The organism is Candidatus Nucleicultrix amoebiphila FS5, from assembly GCF_002117145.1.
Taxonomy (GTDB): Bacteria; Pseudomonadota; Alphaproteobacteria; order Caedimonadales; family Nucleicultricaceae; genus Nucleicultrix; species Nucleicultrix amoebiphila.
The window spans coordinates 1,486,404-1,503,787 of record NZ_CP008743.1 but is presented as its reverse complement, the minus strand read 5'-3'; the positions used below and the strand labels follow the sequence as shown (position 1 = coordinate 1,503,787).

The window sequence follows — 17,384 nt, the reverse complement described above, 5'->3', positions numbered from 1 at the left end:
TCAGTGTTTCTCGCCTGATTTAATTCCTGCATCCGCTTTAAAATCAGCAAGGATGGTTTCTCCTCCAACGGCTCTTTGTCCTTCAAGAACTAAAATTGGTGTCTCTTTAGGTAAATAAACGTCCATACGACTGCCAAAGCGAATCATACCAAAACGTTGACCCGTTTTTACTTTTTGATCTTCTTCCACATCACAACGAATGCGACGTGCAATTAATCCTGCAATCTGTACAAATCCGATCTCTTGCTTATCCTCTGTGAGAACCACGAGAGATTGACGTTCGTTATGAATACTCGCCTTATCAAGGGAAGCATTAAAAAATTTACCAGGATGATAAATACTTTTTATTATTTTCCCTCCAATCGGCACACGATTCACATGAACATCAAAAACACTCAAAAAAATGCTTATACGCGTGTATTTTCCTTTTTTTAAGCCCATCTCCTGAGGAGGAGGAGCTTCAGTAATGGATTGGATCAATCCATCCGCAGGACTGACAACCAAACCCGTTCTCACCGGCGTTACACGGTCAGGATCTCTAAAAAAGTAAACACACCACCCCGTTAGAATAGCACCTATCCACGCCAAAGCATCAGATTCAAGTCCAATAATAAAAGTCACCATAGCAAAAATAGCGATAAAGACCCAGCCGTCCCTATGAATATTGGGGACCAGATACTGTTTCATGAGATAACTCCTTAAATTTTCACTTAATTTTTTAATAAAGACGCTAGCTTAGCAGAGAACTTTTGACAAAAGAAGCCGACTTTTTTGATGCATTGGCTGGGGCGGTAGGATTCGAACCCACGGATGGCGGGACCAAAACCCGCTGCCTTACCACTTGGCTACGCCCCAATGAATCAAAAAGCATCGCTAATCTAGTAAGAAATTATTTCAGATGCAATAGTTCTCTCATAAAATATTTGTCTCTTGCGGAAAAGGCCCGGATTTTCTATAAAAACGGAGCCGCGGGTGTAGCTCAATGGTAGAGTAGAAGCTTCCCAAGCTTAAGACGGGGGTTCGATTCCCCTCACCCGCTCCATTTTCGCCTCTCATATTTCACTCCCTTTTAATATTTGGGATACGTATTTTAAAAGCAGGTGACTTTTAAAGGCGTTATGCTACCCTCTCATGTCTTGATCTAAGAAATTAACCTCATGAAGAAGGAATTTTTAACATGCAAAAAAGTCTTATTTTACTATTCCTTATGCTACTCAGCGTTGAAGTTATGGCCTTTAGTGACCCAGATTCAGATGAGCTTTCCTCAAATTCTTCTCCTATTTCACCATTCTACCTATCTTCCCCAAACGGGAATGAAGAAAATGCAACAGACCAAGCAAGAACCTCAATTCAAGATGTTGAAGCTATGCAAATTGATGCTGACTTTATACAACGCTATGGCCAAGGCATATTGTGCGATGAAGCAACAGTCGATCAATCAGTTCCATTACCTCTACACAATATTGACTTCTCATTAGATTTACTTTCAAAGGAATTAAGAGATTTTAAGACCGTTACCTTTGGTTTCTCTTTAATTTCTTCAGGCTTTGCAAATCAGGGGAAACTCTTTTTAGAAAGCGTCGCAAATGATACTACCTCTCACCCCCCCATAAGAATTCTAGCACTTTGTGGCCTATTGATTGATTACTCTTTGATTCAGAATAGAACAGAAGACGTCAATGGCTCAATAAATACTTATCAAGAGTGATCACAGTCATTTAAGGGGATGGCTGAGATATCATGCCGTGATAAGCAGTTTTTCAAAGAAATCTTTTGGATATTTGATTGAGAGCAATTTCGCTCCCTCATGGGGTTCAACCCATTTGAAATCATGATGCTCTTTACTAATTTGAATTGCTGCATCCACCGTCATATGACACACATAAACCGCTACAACAAGACCCGCCTTGATGCCATTTTTTAAAGGAATCCTCATATTAGAGAGCGTCATTCCTAAACACTGTCCTAACTCAATGCGTTCAAGACCAGTTTCTTCTTTGATTTCTCTTTTTAAAGTTTCTTCACTGGTATGTCCTTCTAAGACACGTCCGCCAGGCAGATCCCAGTAATCTTCTTCCTGCACTTCGGTAAAATTGTTCTGGTTTACCTTCAGTAAGAGAATTTGCCCTTGATGGTTAAAAATCAAAGCTTTTACGCCCAAATGAAAAATCTGTTCTTGCATTTCAAATTTTGATCCAAAGTTTCAAAACATATTATTTTTTGCACACTAAACAAAAAATATCTTACAAAATCAAGACAATCGCAATCGATCCTATTTTTTCTCCTTGACAAATCTGTGCTATCGTACTAACTAATTAGTACAGTATTACACCACTACAGAATATGATAATGCAAAAAAGTACAGTACGCGCTCTTAACAAGTCTGAAAGCATTAAAGCAGAAAAAGCTTTGTTTAAAGCTATTGTGTCTCTCAAGACTCCTGAAGAGTGCTCTGCATTCTTTAAGGATTTATGTACGCCCGCAGAACTTACTGCTATGGCCGATCGTTGGCGTGTAGCGCAGTTGTTGGCTGAAGGAAAAAAATCTTATCGTGATATTCATGATGAAACAGGCGTTAGTTTAGCCACTATTGGGCGTGTCGCCCGCTTTTTAACACATGAATCTTATCAAGGATATCGCGCCATTCTGGAGCGCACAAAAAATCTGCCTCTTCATCGACATTGATACTGCATCTCACCCTCATCAATGTCGAATTTTAATTTAAGGATATATATTATGAAATACAGTCGTTTTCTCTTTGTTGTTCTAGGTATGATTTCAAGCATTGGACTATCGCTCGCTCAACAATCCAAAGACACCAATGCAAAATTAAAGATTGCAGTCACACAAATTGTTGAACATCCAGCGCTCGATGAAACGCGCAAAGGTCTTTATGATCGCTTAGTGGAAGAGGGATATGAAGGAGACAAGCTTTCATGGACCTATGACTCAGCCCAAGGCAATATGAGTCTTGCAGCGCAAATTGCCCAAAAATTTGTGGGACAGAAGCCAGATGTCATTGTAGCTATAGCAACACCTTCTGCACAAAGCTTTCTAAGTGCAAACGCTCAAAGTCAGATACCTGTAGTATTTACGTCAGTTTCTGATCCATTAGGCGCAAAACTTGTAAAAGATTTAAAAAATCCTCAAGGGTTTATGACAGGTGTCTCAAACATGATTGATTGGGCCCCTCAATTAGACTTGATAAAAAATCTCGTTCCAAACTTAAAGACTGTTGGTGTCATCTATAATCCCGGTGAAGCAAATTCTGTCACCTTGATTGAACAGTTTAAGGGCTTATGCAAAGAGCAAAACATTAAAGTTGTTCCTGCCATGGCCAATAAGTCTATTGACGTAGGACCTGCTGCTCAAAGTCTGGTGGGAAAAGTAGACCTTATTTTTATCACCAACGACAGCACAGCTTTTTCAGCCTTTGATGCCGTAGCGAAAACAGGGTTAGAAGCTAAAATCCCCATCGTCGTTAGTGATATTGATTTAATTGATCAAGGCGCTCTCGCTGCCATTGGTCCCAATCAGTATGAGATAGGACGTCAAACAGGGGAAATGGTCATTAATATAATCAATGGTCAAAATCCAAGCACAATGCCTGTTGTGTTTCCTGATCGTATCGATCTAGCCCTTAATTTAAAAACTGCAAAAGCCATCAACCTGTCCATCTCTGAAGATCTCTTAAAGCGTGCGACGGTCACTGTTGGTAAACAACATAAGGAAAAATAAACAATGACCCTCGTCCAAATCATTGGTGTTACAGAGATTGGTCTTATTTTTGGCTTAATTGCCATGGCCGTGTATCTTACTTTTCGGATTATTGATTTTCCCGATTTGACCGTTGACGGCAGCTATACTCTGGGTGCAGCTGTCGCCACGGTTCTTATCATCAGTGGCATTTCACCTTTTTTGGCGACTATAGCTGCTTTTATCGCAGGTATGGGAGCAGGTTCAGTCACAGCATACCTGCATGTTCGATGGCATGTTTTAGGCTTGCTTGCAGGCATCTTAACCATGTTTGCTCTTTACTCTGTAAATCTTAGAATCATGGGAAGACCCAATATTTCATTGATGGAGGAGCCAACAATTTTCGACTGGTGCAATCTTGATCAAAAATATTTGCTCACGCTATTTATCATAGCGATTATAGGCTTAATTTTGCTTACACTCTTTTTTGCATCACGCTATGGTTTAGCCATTCGCGCCACGGGAGTTAACGCAAGGGTAAGTCGCGCTTATGGCGTTAACGTTAATATTGTTACCTATTTCACCTTAGCCTTAAGCAACGGCATCGTCGCAATGGCGGGGGCCCTCTTTTGTCAATACCAACGCTTTGTTGATATTAACATGGGCCAAGCTTTAATTATTGATGGCCTTGCTGCAGTTATTATTGGCGAAGCAATTATCCGGAGTCGCCGTATTGGTTTTGCTCTTTTAGGATGTTTGATTGGCACCTTGTTGTTACGTTTAATGCAGGCCTTTGCTTTAAATTCCACGGATATTGGATTAAAAGCTTCAGACATGAATTTTATTAAAGCCGGCCTTATCGCTGGAACGATGATTTTATCTCAAGTGCAAAAGAAATTCAGCGAGCGTCGCTTGCGGAGGACCCAATGATTCAATTAAAAAACTTACATCTTACTTTTAATCAAGGCACTCCCCTTGAAGTTGAAGTCCTGCGAGGCATCAATCTAAAGGTAGAAGCAGGCGAATTTGTGACAGTGATCGGTAGTAATGGCGCTGGAAAATCAACGTTGATGAATGCCTTGGCTGGTGACGTACTCGTTGATCGCGGACATATTTTCATTGATAGTGTTGATGTTACAAAACAAACAACCAATAAGCGTGCTCAATATGTCAGTCGTGTCTTTCAAGATCCTATGCTTGGAACATGTGCAAGCCTTACAATCGAAGAAAACCTCGCTCTTGCCTATGATCGAGGGACTTGTCGGGGATTGAGCTTGGCTCTTAGAGGGCATCGGGAATTTTTTAAAGAACGCCTAGCTGATTTAGGTATTGGTCTTGAAAAGCGTTTAAAAGATCCTATGGGCGCTCTGTCAGGAGGACAACGTCAAGCTGTTAGCTTATTAATGGCGACACTCAAACCTTCCAAAGTTTTGCTGCTCGATGAACATACGGCAGCCCTAGATCCAAAAATGGCACGCGTTGTCATGGCGCTTACTGAAAAACTTATCGCTCAAGAAGAGCGTGCTGTGTTTATGATTACTCACAGTATGACTCAGGCTCTTGAGCATGGCACACGTACTTTGCTTATGCATCAAGGACAAATCATTAAAGATTTAAAGGGTAAGGAAAGATCAAAACTCCAGCCCATGGATCTTCATGGTTATTTTGATGAGATTTGATCTCTTGGATTTGAATCTGCAGTAGATTGAGCTCTTGTGTTTCCAACCAAGCTTGATAACCATTGCAAAAAACATCAGTTGACGAAACAGGGGGATGTAGAATGAAATGTCATTAAGTTTTTTCCTAAACTTAAAAAATCAATTCATTCCTTCTTTACCACTTTCGTTATTCTAGAATTTTACCTATACTTCTAAATTCGTAGCAATTAAGGATATGAGTTATGGAAACAATTTCTGCTAGAGAACTTCAACCATTAAAAGCAACAAACGTTATGGAAGAGGTAAAACCCTACATTCCTGCCACACGCGCGCTTCCTGAAATCACATTGAAGGCGGTTATTTTAGGCGTCATTCTAGCTGTTCTCATGGCAGGTGCGAATGCTTATTTGGGGTTAAAAATTGGTCTTACAGTTTCTGCAACAATTCCCGCTGCCGTCATTTCCATGGCAATCTTACGCTTTTTTCGCAACTCCAATATCCTTGAAAACAACATTGTGCAAACGGCTGCCTCGGCTGGTGAAGTCATAGCCGCCGCTGTTGCCTTTACGTTGCCAGCGTTACTCATGATGCGCTATTGGACGAATTTTCCCTTTTTTCTCACCACAAGTTTGGTCACAGTTGGAGGGCTCTTTGGCGTTCTATTTTCAATACCTTTAAGACGGGCGTTTATCATTGAACAACCCTTGAAGTTCCCTGAAGGAATTGCGACAGGTGAAGTTTTAAAAGCTGGGGATACAGTTTCAAAAGAAGGCGCTAAAGATCTTTTAGTTGGTGGGTTTGTATCTGCTTTAATTAAATTTTCTCAATCAGGTCTCATGATTTTTGAAGAAAGTCTCATGACTTGGACTAGGGCGGGTAAAACCGTTGTTGGTCTTGGAACAGGACTTTCGGTGGTGATGATTGCAGCCGGCTACATAGTCGGTGTTGAAGTGGGCGTCAGCATGCTGTTAGGAAACATTATCGTTTGGGTCATGGGTATTCCCATTTATGGTTATTTGCATGGACTGCCGGAAAATGCAGCAACAGCTTATGATGCAGCGGTTGGCATTTGGAGCAGTAAGTTGCGCATGACTGGTGTAGGAGCTATGGTAGTTGGCGGTTTTTGGACGCTCATTTACCTCATTAAGCCAATAAAAAATGCGATTTCATCTTCATTCGAGATGCTGGGCCATTTAAAGCTTGGGGGCTCAGGGCACATTAAACGCACCGAATCTGATATTCCGATGTCTTATGTAATGGGAGGAATTGTTCTTTTAACGATCCCTCTCATGCTAATCTTTCATTATATTATGTCTTCTTCAAACTTGGAAATCAGCCCCCTTCTTCACTGGTCAACCATTGGAGGGATGACTATTGCTTCACTGATTTTGGGATTTCTTGGCTCAGCTATTGCTGGATACATGGCTGGTATTGTTGGTTCATCAAACAATCCGTTATCAGGCATTACCATCATGGTCATTCTATCCATTTCTTTATTGCTGTGGATGTTTTTGGGCTTTGAAGTGGATTTTCTTTCTAATACGACCAAAGCTTTAGCAGCAGCAGGTATGACCATTATTTTTGGTGCGATTGTGGCCAACGCTGCTTCTATTTCCTGTGATAACTTACAAGATTTAAAAGCTGGACAAATCGTTGGAGCGACACCTTGGAAACAACAGGTCATGTTGATGGTGGGTGTCGTAGCAGGCGCTATCGCTATTACGCCAATTTTACAGGTATTGTTTGAAGCCTATGGAATTGGAGATGTTTTACCACGTCCAGGAATGGATCCTGCTCAGGCTTTAGCTGCACCTAAAGCTGCTTTGATGGCAGCCATGGCTCAAGGAGTTTTTTCCCAATCTCTTGATTGGTCAATGATCATACTAGGCGGCAGCATCGCCATCGGCGTGATCATCTTGGATACCATCATGAAGCATCGTAATTCTCGCTGGCGTTTTCCAGTTCTCGCAGTAGCTCTTGGTCTTTATATGCCCATGGAAGTTGTTGTACCCTTGGCAATTGGTGGGTTCATCGCATTTTTTGCCGATAAGAAATTAGATAAAAGCCGAGCAACCCTAGGGGTTGATTTTCACAAAGCTGAATCTCATGCGCGTCGTAGAGGGCTGCTTTTGTGCTCAGGGTTGATTGCCGGTGAAGCTCTTGTTGGAATTCTCTTAGCTGGCCCCTTTGCTGCCTATCAATCAACGACTATTTTCAAAATTGCACCTGAAGGGTTCCACACTTGGGCTATGTTAATGGGCAGTACGGCTTTCATTGGTATCTGTCTTTATCTCTATCGAATCACGACCCAAAGAAAATATTAAAAACGAAGGGGGGCTTGAAATCCCCCTTATGTTCTGCACTTCATTGATTCTGTCACTCCCATGACACACATCCAAGAAGAATCAATGATTAAGCGCATCGGTGGTCGCCTTTTAAGGAAATTTCGCTTAGATTTTAACTAAAAATTAACCTCGGAGGCTCCATTGCGTAAACTTAAAATTGTTCTGCCAGCCCTTTCCATAGTGCTTTCTACATTCCTCACACATTCATCTGTTTCAGCTGCTGGCGGCAGTCGTACCTTTAATGGGATGTATGTAGGGGCAACCATCGGTTGGTCCCATAATCAACTTCAAACAAGGTTTACACAGCAGCAAGTCTCTAGTACTGCAAATCGCACAAAAAATTCTTTGCCCGTTGGCTTTCATTTGGGCATGGGATCCACCACGAAGAAGAAAATTTATTTAGGCGCTGAACTGGGTGTTGAATTTGATGCCAATGGTAAAGCCAAAATGCCGAGTCCCCCAGCGTTTACAATCAGTGTTCCCCATACTGTTGAAAAAACATTTAGCATGGTTATTGCTGGTAAATTTGGCTACAACACAGGTAAATTGCTTCCTTATGTTATGATTGGACCTATCATGAGCTTGTGGCGTGTAAATATGTCAGGACGCCAAGTAGGTAATCAAAAAATTCTCCCAGGTCTCGCTTTAGGTGTTGGTTTTGGCTATCAGTGGGGGAAACATGTGATTACGAGCACGGAATATCGTTTTGCCTTGTATCAGAAGCATAAGCTTGGTTTCAAAAATGGAATTCAAGATGTAAAAGTGCTGGGAGATTACGACTCTCATAATCTCCTCTTTAAACTCAGTTTTGTCATTTAATTTTCGGGGGGAGCTCTGCTCCCTCTTTTATCCTTCTCAAAAGTTAGGTAGAGTCCTCAGAGTTTTCAGAAAATATAGTTAAAGAGTTATGGACCTATTCCACTTTGATTTGCCTGTTCAGAGTAAATCTGAACCGATTACAGTAATTAATTGTCCCAGTGACCTTGAACCCTTTTTATTGGGATATTCTCCCTTTAAAGAGCGTTTTTTGGTTTATGTATCTTTGGACGACTCCGATCTATTTGATAGAGCGCAGTTATTCCGTTTTATAGACCCTCAACGTCCGGTCCTGCTTTTTCCAACCTGGGATACTTTGCCCTATGATCGTATTTCACCTCGTCAAGATATTATAGGAGAACGATCTGCAACCTTAAGCCTTCTTGAACAGGGGGTGGCCCCTAATACAATTATTATGACGAGCTTAGCGGCAATTCTACAGCGCATCCCTCCCCAAGAAAACTTCCAAGGATTTGGATTAACGCTTCATAAGGGAAAGAACATTAGTCGCCAAGAGCTGACAATGCGCCTTGAAGCTCAAGGCTACCATCGCGTAGAAATTGTGCGTGAACCTAGCGAATATGCTTTACGAGGAAATCTCGTAGATGTTTTTCCTGCGCACAGTCTTCACCCCTATCGACTGGATTTTTTTGGAGATGAGCTAGAAACTTTAAAAGCTTTTGATCCCTTAAGCCAACGAAGCGCTGGCGAAGAAGCTGAATTAAAATTGTTACCGTCAAAAGAATTAAGTCTTACTCCCCAGACAATAGCGCGTTTTCGTCAAGGTTATCGCGCAACTTTTCTCGACACGACTGACCAAGATCCTCTTTATGAAAGTGTAAGCGCAGGAAGACCCTACCCCGGCATGGAACAATGGTTACCGCTTTTTTATTCTAAGCTTTCGACACTTCAAGATTACCTTCCAGCAGATGCACTTTGGTGTTTTGATGCTCACTTTAATGAAGCGGCTTTGGCGCGTTTTGAACAAATTCAAGAACATTATCAAGCACGTAAAGCTTATCTTAAAGAATCTAAAAAGCTTGGAGATGGGTTTATCTACCACCCTCTCCCCCCCGAACAGCTGTACTTAAGTGCAAAAGAGTTTGAAGATCTCACCAAAAAAAATTCAACAATAGAGTTTCATTCTTTTCAAACGCAAGCTTCTTCCGAAGAAAATATATTGGATTGTCAGGCACGCCGTGCAAAAGATTTTCACTTAGAGCGTAACTCACCCGACATTAACGTATTTGAGGCTTTAAAAGAACACATTCAATCCTTACAGAATCTTGGAGATAAAGTTCTCATTACAGCGCCAAGTTTTGGGGCCATCAGTCGTCTTGAAACAGCTCTCAAGGATCATGGCTTTATATCAACGCGTCAAATCAACGATTTAAAATCTTTAGAGGATGTCCCCCACACAATTTTAGGACTCTGTGTGCTTCCCCTTGACCATGGGTTTTCTTTAGGTGGTTTTAGTGTTCTCACGGAACAAGACATTCTTGGGGATAAACAAACAAAAACAACTAAAAGACGCAGACGTTCAGACTTATTCCTTGGCGAAGCCTCAAACTTGACGACGGGCGATTACGTTGTTCATATGGACCATGGCATTGGGCAATATACAGGACTCATGACTTTAACCATTAATGATTTACCGCACGATTGCTTGGCTCTTATATATGAGGGAGGTGACAAGCTATTTGTTCCCGTTGAAAACATTGAAGTACTGTCACGTTACGGAGGAGAAGACAGTTTTGTCGTTCTAGATCGTTTGGGAAGCGCTTCCTGGCAAGCGCGCAAAGCGCGTGTTAAAAAGAATCTTTTAGAGATGGCAAGCGGTCTCATTAAAATTGCAGCCGAACGACAGCTGGAAAATGCTGAGAGTTATAAGATTGAACCAGGACAATTTAATGAATTTTGCGCCCGCTTTCCCTATACGGAAACTGAAGATCAACTCATCGCTCTTGATGAAACCTTAGAAGATTTAAGTGCAGGAAAACCCATGGATCGCTTGATTTGTGGGGATGTAGGATTTGGCAAAACTGAAATTGCAATTCGTGCAGCTTTCGTTGTCGCAAGTCAGGGAAAGCAAGTGGCTATTATCGCCCCAACTACGCTTCTTGCGCGACAACATTATCAGAATTTCCAGCGTCGTTTTCAAGGATTTGGACTCAAGGTCGCTCAATTATCACGCTTTACAACTCCTAAGGATGCAAGCTTAATTAAAGAAGGTATCAAAGACGGCACCATTCAAGTAGTGATTGGCACTCACAGTCTCTTAGGAAAAGGCATCCATTTTCTAAATTTAGGCTTGATGATTGTCGATGAAGAACAGCACTTTGGCGTTAAACAAAAAGAACATCTCAAATCACTCCAAGCCAACGTTCATGTTTTAACGCTTACCGCCACCCCCATTCCCCGTACGCTTCAAATGGCTCTCACAGGCGTCAGAGACATGAGTATTATAGCGACTCCTCCCGTTGATCGCTTGGCCGTGCGCACATTTGTCATGCCCTTCGATGGCGTGATGATTCGAGAAGCGATCCTAAGAGAAAAATACCGTGGAGGTCAGATATTTTATGTCACGCCTCGCATAGAGTTTCTCGAAAAAATACAACTACAACTTCAAGAACTTGTTCCTGAAATAAAAGTGGCGATGGCTCATGGTCAACTCCCCCCCAGGGCTTTAGAAAAAACAATGTTAGATTTCTGTGATGGTCGCTATGATCTTCTCCTAGCCACGAACATTATTGAATCAGGACTCGATATTCCAACAGTTAATACCATTATTGTCGATCGGGCTGACCTTTTTGGTTTAGCGCAACTTTATCAAATTCGTGGACGTGTAGGACGCACAAAAATTCGTGCCTATGCTTACCTCTTGCTTCCACCAACAGCGTTGAGCACTACCTCACAAAAGCGTTTAGAAATTATGCAAACCTTAGATAATTTGGGAGCTGGATTTCAACTCGCTAGCCACGATATGGATATTCGGGGGGCTGGCAATCTCTTGGGAGACCAACAATCAGGGCATATTCGTGAAGTTGGTATTGAACTCTACCAACAAATGCTAGAAGAAGCCGTCGAAGAAGCGCGTAATCGCCAAGGCAATAAAGCTGCTGAACCTGCTGTTGACCATTGGACGCCTCAACTGAATCTAGGGCTCCCTGTCCTTATTCCTGAACATTACGTCCATGATCTCACAGTCCGGCTCCATCTCTACCAGCGCCTTGTGCACCTTAATGCTCCTGCAGAAATTGAAGATTTTGCAATTGAACTCATTGATCGTTTTGGCCCGCTGCCTCTGGAAGTCACTTACCTTTTAGAAATCATTTACCTCAAAACACTCTGTAGAGCAGCCAATATAGATAAGGTAGACATTGGGGATAAGGGTATTGTCCTTGGATTTTACAAAAACAGCTTCCCCAATCCTGAAGGTCTGATTACCATGATCCAAAATAGCCAAGGAACAATTCGTCTCAGACCAGATCAAAAGCTTGTTTACATCCACACGTGGAGCGATATCGACCAAAGGCTAAAAGGCATTAAAACTATCCTAGAGGAGTTAAAGAGCCTTGCTGAAAAAAAATCCTTCTAGTCATACCTTGACTGCACAAAATTTATCGGCTGCCCATGGAGAAGTAATACTTTTTGAAAAGCTTTCTTTTAATCTCAAAAAAGGCGAAATATTGCTTGTCAAAGGCCCTAATGGCATTGGCAAAACAACTCTTTTGAAAATTTTAGCCAAGCTTCAAACTCCTCTTCATGGGTCGATAAAAGGAAATGATCATTTGACCTATTTAGGAGTTGAGCAAGGACTTAAACTAAATATGACGCCCCTCGAAAATTTAAAGGCCTGGCAATGGCTCTATGGAAAAGACGATAATTCTCAGAATCTACAAGTTCTCAAAATTTTTGATCTTCATCACTTAATGTTAAGCCCATGTCACCATCTTTCTACAGGTCAGCGTCAGCGCTTGCACATAGCGAAGCTCTATCTTACCAAAGCGCCTCTATGGATTTTAGATGAACCCGCCGTTAATCTCGACAAAGATGGCCTTAAAATTCTTCAAAACTTAATTGTCAAACACACCGCTGCAGAGGGAAAAGTAATTATTGCCGCACCAGATACGTCTTGGATCAAAGGAGAAACATTGGATTTAGGAAAGCAAGGCCATGGTGCATGAGTTAAAAATCGCCTTTTTTTATGAGTACCTTATGCTGAAACGTCAAAAGCAGAGTTTTATTCTTTTGGGATTTTTTCTTATTTTGGCTATGAGTCTCCTCTCTATGACTCTGCACTTTACTACGCTCCCCTCAAACTTCACATTGAAAATTTTATGGCTTTTATTGATATTTGGCATTTATCAACGAATCCCCTATTTTTTTCAAGAAGACGCAAAAGATGGCACTTTAAATGATTATATTCTTTCTCCCCTTGCTCTCGAATGGCGCATCTTTTTAAGACTTTTACTTGAAAGCGTTGCTCTTTGGATTTTTTTTGGAGGCATCCTTTTGTGTGCCATACTTTTTCTTAACCTTGATCAATCAATAGTGTTTCAATCTCTGCTCTTAGCAGCATTATGTATTCCATTGTTAGTTTATTCTTCAGGATTATGCGGCGCTTTATTGATAAGAAACAACAAAGGAGCTTTGTTGCTGCCACTTCTACTTCTCCCCTTACAAATTCCCACATTATTTTTTACTCTGGGGTCAGCTCCTCTTTATCTGATAGCCCTTCTGCTTATTCAACTGCCGCTTTCTTGCTGGGGAACAGCGTGGATCCTTAAAAATATAGATACTTAAGTCTCGACAAAACTCTCAAAATACGTTAGGAAAAACATCATAGTTATGGAGAAATGCCATGCGCTCTCGATACACTCTCCTGTTTATTACGCTCATCTTTGTTTTTCTTTCACATCCCTTATGGTCCATAGAAAAAATGAATAGCCTTGAACTTCTTACTGAAAAATTTAAGAATGCTGGTCCCGAAACGCTCATCGTATTTGATAGCGATATGGTGCTCGTACACGCTGATTTTCCGGCTTTTCAATATCCTAATCTCATCAAACACCGAAACATTTATAAGAAAGTAAAAGAATCCTTAAGCCCAGAGCGTTTTCAAATTTTGGCCAATGGAACCATTACACAGTATCCTTCAATTCTCGTGGAACGTCATACACCTGACATTATTAAAACATTGCAGAATCAAGGCATTAAGACTTTAGTCCTTTCAAATGCACTCGCTGGCTCCTTTGGAAAAATAAATAACCTCCTCGACAATCGCCTCATGACCTACAAAAATTTGGGTCTCGATTTCAGCGGTTCCTTCCCTGATCTATCGCCTAAGATTTTTGATAATTTTGAACCTACCTTTGGCCGTTATCCAGAATTTAAAGAGGGCGTTATTCATGCCAGCGACCCTATAGGTATAAACGTCAACAAAGGCGCCATCCTGGTAGAATTTTTGAAATATGCAAACAACACTTTCAGTCACATTGTCTTTATTGATGATAAAAAGAAACATGTGGAAGATGTTGAAAAGGCTCTTCAAGTCTATGATCCTGATATTACGTTTACGGGATATGAGTATGAAGGTTCAAAATTGGTCTCGACAAAATTGCTCACTGCTGAAGAATTCGAAAAAGCAATGGATGATTTAAACAACGCTTTGCAGAATATTACACTTGAAAACGATAGTGGTTTAAAAAAGGCTTCTTAAAAATTTATTTGATCCAGCTTGTTGTCAGGACTTAGCGGAAAGTAATCGTTTCAAAGACTTTTATTTTTGTGGCGGGATCCTTATAGCAATCACTGTTTAAGTGAGCTTTTTCAGTACAAAGTTCTGCTAAAAAGTCGTCTTTCGACTTAAACAATTCTGCAACTTCGGGTAAGAAAATGCCGGATTTTTGGCCTTGAGAAACGATTACTCCTTGGCGACCCAACTGGATATCTTGATAAGAATCAATGATTTTTGGATGTGTGAGAATTGAAAGGCCTATTTCTATATTCGGCAGTTCATCGATGGTTACAGGATTAAACCGACTATCCTCACTTGCACTCGCTATCGTTAATAATCGCACACTTTCCTTTAAAGGGTCTGACGTTGAAACATGTCCCAAGCAACCCCTTAACGCTCCTTCTTTCTGACCAAAGGTAGGTTTCAAACGTAAAGTGACAAAAAGACCTCGAACAGAGTCAAATAATTGATTGCGTTCTTTTAACTGAGCGGCATCTCTTCTACCTGTTTCTAAATAGTATTTCAGCACTTCATATCCATAGTCTAACAATGCTTGATAGGATTTTGGTCGATAAACACCTCCTGAAAAATATCCAACCACACGCGACGGATCACCTGTCATTTGTCCACTATGGTTGTGCCCAAAATTTTCAACTTCCATTCCTCCCTGCTGCTTTACAAGAGCCAGAAGTGTTGTCACTGCAGCAGCCCCACACATTTCAATGGTATGCTCTTTAAGATCAAAAACCATCTTTTCGATATCTTGATGAACAATATCTTTGATTGCTCTTCCATCCATAGCATCAGCAGTTAACGCCGGATAATAATGACTCATATCTGTTGAGATAATCAAAAGGGTCTGTCGGTCCACATACTTTGATAGAAGGGCTCCAAACTCTTGTGCGCGATCAATACTATTAATTGCTATAGGAAGAATAGGTACTTCTGGAAACAAAACTTGCAGAAAGGGAAGTTCAACTTCGACTGCATGTTCTGGAACATGGGGCTGATCGTCAGAAATAATATAGTTTCCTTCTTGCAAAAGGTCATCTCGAAGCTGTTGATCAATAGCTACTTCACCAAGAGGCGTCCTCCAATAATTTGCATTGGGTAGAACCACATTCTCTCCGACATCAACAAAATGAGCTGGACCAATAATAATAATGCGTTTTGGATTTAAGCCTTGCAGTTGCTTAAAAGCTTGCGCCGCTAATTTTCCTGAATAGGCATAACCCGCATGGGGAACAATAATAGCTCTCACATAAGCATCATGGTACTCCACGGGGCTATGATGCAAAACCTTAACGATGTAACTTTTTAGATCCTCAGAGTTTTTAGGATAAAAAGAACCTGCTGCAATTTCTGGGCGCACGGAAGCAAAGGTTGCAGAAATTTGAAAAAGAAGAAAAATAGAAAAAATTCTTATGACTATCCTCATCTCTCTAATATGCTAAGCATCATTTAACGAAACGTTAATCACATCTTTGAAATGAATATTTTATCATAAAAAAAGCGAGCATGCAGTGCACGCTCGCTTTTGGCTTAAATCAGATCGCGTTTAAATCTTATTTTTTACCTTCGATATACAAGTGCAAAACTTCAGGTGTAAACATTGCCTTAAGCATATCTAACTTTTGCATATCGCTAATTCCTAACGCTGGCCATGGAAGGTCAGTAGACTGATCCAATGCTGTCGCACTTAAATCAATAAACTGCCAAAGATTTTCTAATGAAATGCCATGAACATGTAACAAAACTTGCAAAAACTTATTTGCAGGTTCAGATTCTTTGAGACGCTTTTCTCGTTCCTCAATTTCCTTATGTAACCCTTCTTCTTTGCTTACCATGGATTTTTTAAAACGCTCTAATGCTTTACTCTTTTCTTCTACTTCGCCTTCGAGTGATTCAATTTTTTCTTCTAATTCTTCAATTTTTCCGGGTAGATCTTCACCTTCACTATCACCAAAATCAAGAGGAGCTCCGGATGTATTTAAAAACTGATCATCGTCTTCCTCATCTTCACCTGATGAACCTTTTGACTGAGCAGATTTTTCATGATCCTTTGCTATAGCGTCTAACCCCTTAGCAAGATTTCTTCTTACCTTACTTGTCGAAGCTTCCTTATCTGACTCTGAAGATTCGCTTGAGCTTTCTTCGCTGCTGCTTGGTTTTTTAGGAGCTTTCTGAGTCGCCTTTTTACTTGTTTTTTTTACAGGAGAACTTTCTGAACTACTCTCATGCTTTTTGTCTTTATCTCCAGACAAATCGCCCTCGTCACTTGAAGATCCACTATCACCACTACTGTCATCCTCATCCTCCGGAAGCCATTCACCGAACGTATTGCTACGCGCTTCTACGATAAGATCATAAAAATCTTTCACGGTTTTTTTTGTAATACCTAATTTTCCTGCAACAGTAGATGTATATTCACTGTATGTAAGGGCCAAAACAAGGGCATCAATCAATGCTGAATCTTGTGCAACTAGAATTTTTTTGTCGAGTGAATAAGAAAGTGCCGCAATGTAAGATTGACCTGGATTCTGTGCATCAAATTCAAGTTCTTCGTCAAAAAACTCTTGTCCTTTTTCAAAAGCTTCAGTTTCATCCAACTCATCTTGAAGACGTTCAATCGCCTTCAATGCCATATTCTTCGCATAGTCAACAACTTCAGTTTGAGCAGTTTCAAGATCTTTTACAGCTTTGGGATTCCCTCCTCTAGCAGGATAAGTAAATCCGTTTGGGAAAAGCTTTTGATTACCAGCTTGAACTTTTCTTGGAGATCCAACTTGCGTAAAATCGAGAGTGCTTCGACGTAGAGTTGCTTTTTTTGGAGTTGCTTTAGAATCGCCCTCATCCGACAGGTGAGAAGCATAAACATCCAAACTGGCGGTGGCTAAGAATGATGTGGCCAGGGACGTCGATAACAAAATTGCTCTTAATTTTTTCATGATTTTTTCCAATAATCCTTGTTAAACACAACGGATCTAAGCTATAAAATCCCCTCGTCTTCTAGTCAAGTATTTTCGTCAGATCGTCAGAAAAACAAAAGGGGAGAACCCTTATACTTAACTCCTTAAAAATTATATTTTTTTGACAAGCTTAAACACAGAATTTAAGTAATAATTGACA

Annotated in this window: 15 protein-coding genes and 2 tRNA genes; 12 read left to right on the top strand and 5 right to left on the bottom strand. The window is 40.8% G+C overall.

Going from position 1 to position 17,384, the window contains the following annotated elements; genetic code table 11:
- A complete protein-coding gene (locus tag GQ61_RS07435) occupies positions 1-687 on the bottom strand; it encodes a phosphatidylserine decarboxylase (RefSeq protein ID WP_085784721.1) in 687 nt (228 codons plus the stop codon).
- Positions 688-780: 93 nt separating this feature from the next.
- Positions 781-855: transfer RNA gene (locus tag GQ61_RS07430), tRNA-Gln, on the bottom strand.
- A gap of 113 nt (positions 856-968) precedes the next feature.
- Here GQ61_RS07430 and GQ61_RS07425 point away from each other — a divergent pair.
- Both GQ61_RS07425 and GQ61_RS07420 read left to right on the top strand, forming a co-directional pair.
- A tRNA-Gly gene (locus GQ61_RS07425) sits at positions 969-1,042 on the top strand.
- A gap of 135 nt (positions 1,043-1,177) precedes the next feature.
- Positions 1,178-1,708 carry a hypothetical protein gene (locus GQ61_RS07420; protein ID WP_085784720.1) on the top strand — a complete coding sequence of 177 codons (531 nt, stop codon included), beginning with the start codon at positions 1,178-1,180 and terminating at the stop codon, positions 1,706-1,708.
- 30 nt (positions 1,709-1,738) lie between these two features.
- On the opposite strand, the gene GQ61_RS07415 is transcribed toward GQ61_RS07420, so the two are convergent.
- Positions 1,739-2,182 carry an NUDIX domain-containing protein gene (locus GQ61_RS07415; RefSeq protein WP_085784719.1) on the bottom strand — a complete coding sequence of 148 codons (444 nt, stop codon included), beginning with the start codon at positions 2,180-2,182 and terminating at the stop codon, positions 1,739-1,741.
- Between the two features lie 167 nt (positions 2,183-2,349).
- Between GQ61_RS07415 and GQ61_RS07410 the strand changes: the two genes are divergently transcribed.
- The 10 genes from GQ61_RS07410 (at position 2,350) to GQ61_RS07365 (ending at position 14,237) form a co-directional block, all read left to right on the top strand.
- Entirely contained in the window at positions 2,350-2,685 is a 336-nt protein-coding gene (locus tag GQ61_RS07410) for a YerC/YecD family TrpR-related protein (RefSeq protein ID WP_085784718.1), read from the top strand.
- A 51-nt stretch (positions 2,686-2,736) separates the two neighbouring features.
- Entirely contained in the window at positions 2,737-3,738 is a 1,002-nt protein-coding gene (locus tag GQ61_RS07405) for an ABC transporter substrate-binding protein (RefSeq protein WP_198157314.1), read from the top strand.
- Positions 3,739-3,741: 3 nt separating this feature from the next.
- Complete coding sequence (locus tag GQ61_RS07400) at positions 3,742-4,626, top strand: ABC transporter permease (protein ID WP_085784716.1); 885 nt, start codon at positions 3,742-3,744, stop codon at positions 4,624-4,626.
- Positions 4,623-5,375, top strand: a complete 753-nt coding sequence (locus tag GQ61_RS07395; RefSeq protein WP_085784715.1) for an ABC transporter ATP-binding protein — start codon at positions 4,623-4,625, stop codon at positions 5,373-5,375. The genes GQ61_RS07400 and GQ61_RS07395 overlap by 4 nt, the downstream gene beginning before the upstream one ends.
- A 221-nt stretch (positions 5,376-5,596) precedes the next feature.
- Positions 5,597-7,678 carry an OPT family oligopeptide transporter gene (locus GQ61_RS07390; protein WP_232317311.1) on the top strand — a complete coding sequence of 694 codons (2,082 nt, stop codon included), beginning with the start codon at positions 5,597-5,599 and terminating at the stop codon, positions 7,676-7,678.
- A gap of 162 nt (positions 7,679-7,840) precedes the next feature.
- Entirely contained in the window at positions 7,841-8,518 is a 678-nt protein-coding gene (locus tag GQ61_RS07385) for an outer membrane beta-barrel protein (protein ID WP_085784714.1), read from the top strand.
- An 88-nt stretch (positions 8,519-8,606) separates the two neighbouring features.
- Positions 8,607-12,113 carry a transcription-repair coupling factor gene (gene mfd, locus GQ61_RS07380; protein WP_085784713.1) on the top strand — a complete coding sequence of 1,169 codons (3,507 nt, stop codon included), beginning with the start codon at positions 8,607-8,609 and terminating at the stop codon, positions 12,111-12,113.
- Positions 12,091-12,702 carry a heme ABC exporter ATP-binding protein CcmA gene (gene ccmA / locus GQ61_RS07375; protein ID WP_085784712.1) on the top strand — a complete coding sequence of 204 codons (612 nt, stop codon included), beginning with the start codon at positions 12,091-12,093 and terminating at the stop codon, positions 12,700-12,702. Before mfd ends, ccmA begins: the two co-directional genes overlap by 23 nt.
- Positions 12,703-12,733: 31 nt before the next feature.
- Entirely contained in the window at positions 12,734-13,321 is a 588-nt protein-coding gene (locus GQ61_RS07370) for a heme exporter protein CcmB (RefSeq protein WP_198157313.1), read from the top strand.
- 58 nt (positions 13,322-13,379) lie between these two features.
- A complete protein-coding gene (locus GQ61_RS07365) occupies positions 13,380-14,237 on the top strand; it encodes a DUF2608 domain-containing protein (protein ID WP_085784710.1) in 858 nt (285 codons plus the stop codon).
- Positions 14,238-14,268: 31 nt separating this feature from the next.
- Here the strand turns inward: GQ61_RS07365 and amrB are convergent, their stop codons facing one another.
- Together amrB and GQ61_RS07355 are read right to left on the bottom strand one after the other, a co-directional pair.
- Positions 14,269-15,693: an AmmeMemoRadiSam system protein B gene (gene amrB, locus GQ61_RS07360; RefSeq protein WP_085784709.1), complete on the bottom strand. Its 1,425-nt coding sequence runs from the start codon at positions 15,691-15,693 to the stop codon at positions 14,269-14,271.
- A gap of 127 nt (positions 15,694-15,820) precedes the next feature.
- Positions 15,821-17,203, bottom strand: a complete 1,383-nt coding sequence (locus GQ61_RS07355; protein ID WP_085784708.1) for a hypothetical protein — start codon at positions 17,201-17,203, stop codon at positions 15,821-15,823.
- Positions 17,204-17,384: the final 181 nt, after the last annotated feature.

Bases quoted from the DNA above. Each gene is read 5' to 3' on its own strand.
- GQ61_RS07435 (WP_085784721.1), bottom strand. From the start codon at position 687: ATGAAACAGTATCTGGTCCCCAATATTCATAGGGACGGCTGGGTCTTT.
- GQ61_RS07420 (WP_085784720.1), top strand. From the start codon at position 1,178: ATGCAAAAAAGTCTTATTTTACTATTCCTTATGCTACTCAGCGTTGAA.
- GQ61_RS07415 (WP_085784719.1), bottom strand. From the start codon at position 2,182: ATGCAAGAACAGATTTTTCATTTGGGCGTAAAAGCTTTGATTTTTAAC.
- GQ61_RS07410 (WP_085784718.1), top strand. From the start codon at position 2,350: ATGCAAAAAAGTACAGTACGCGCTCTTAACAAGTCTGAAAGCATTAAA.
- GQ61_RS07405 (WP_198157314.1), top strand. From the start codon at position 2,737: ATGAAATACAGTCGTTTTCTCTTTGTTGTTCTAGGTATGATTTCAAGC.
- GQ61_RS07400 (WP_085784716.1), top strand. From the start codon at position 3,742: ATGACCCTCGTCCAAATCATTGGTGTTACAGAGATTGGTCTTATTTTT.
- GQ61_RS07395 (WP_085784715.1), top strand. From the start codon at position 4,623: ATGATTCAATTAAAAAACTTACATCTTACTTTTAATCAAGGCACTCCC.
- GQ61_RS07390 (WP_232317311.1), top strand. From the start codon at position 5,597: ATGGAAACAATTTCTGCTAGAGAACTTCAACCATTAAAAGCAACAAAC.
- mfd (WP_085784713.1), top strand. From the start codon at position 8,607: ATGGACCTATTCCACTTTGATTTGCCTGTTCAGAGTAAATCTGAACCG.
- GQ61_RS07370 (WP_198157313.1), top strand. From the start codon at position 12,734: ATGCTGAAACGTCAAAAGCAGAGTTTTATTCTTTTGGGATTTTTTCTT.
- GQ61_RS07365 (WP_085784710.1), top strand. From the start codon at position 13,380: ATGCGCTCTCGATACACTCTCCTGTTTATTACGCTCATCTTTGTTTTT.
- amrB (WP_085784709.1), bottom strand. From the start codon at position 15,693: ATGAGGATAGTCATAAGAATTTTTTCTATTTTTCTTCTTTTTCAAATT.
- GQ61_RS07355 (WP_085784708.1), bottom strand. From the start codon at position 17,203: ATGAAAAAATTAAGAGCAATTTTGTTATCGACGTCCCTGGCCACATCA.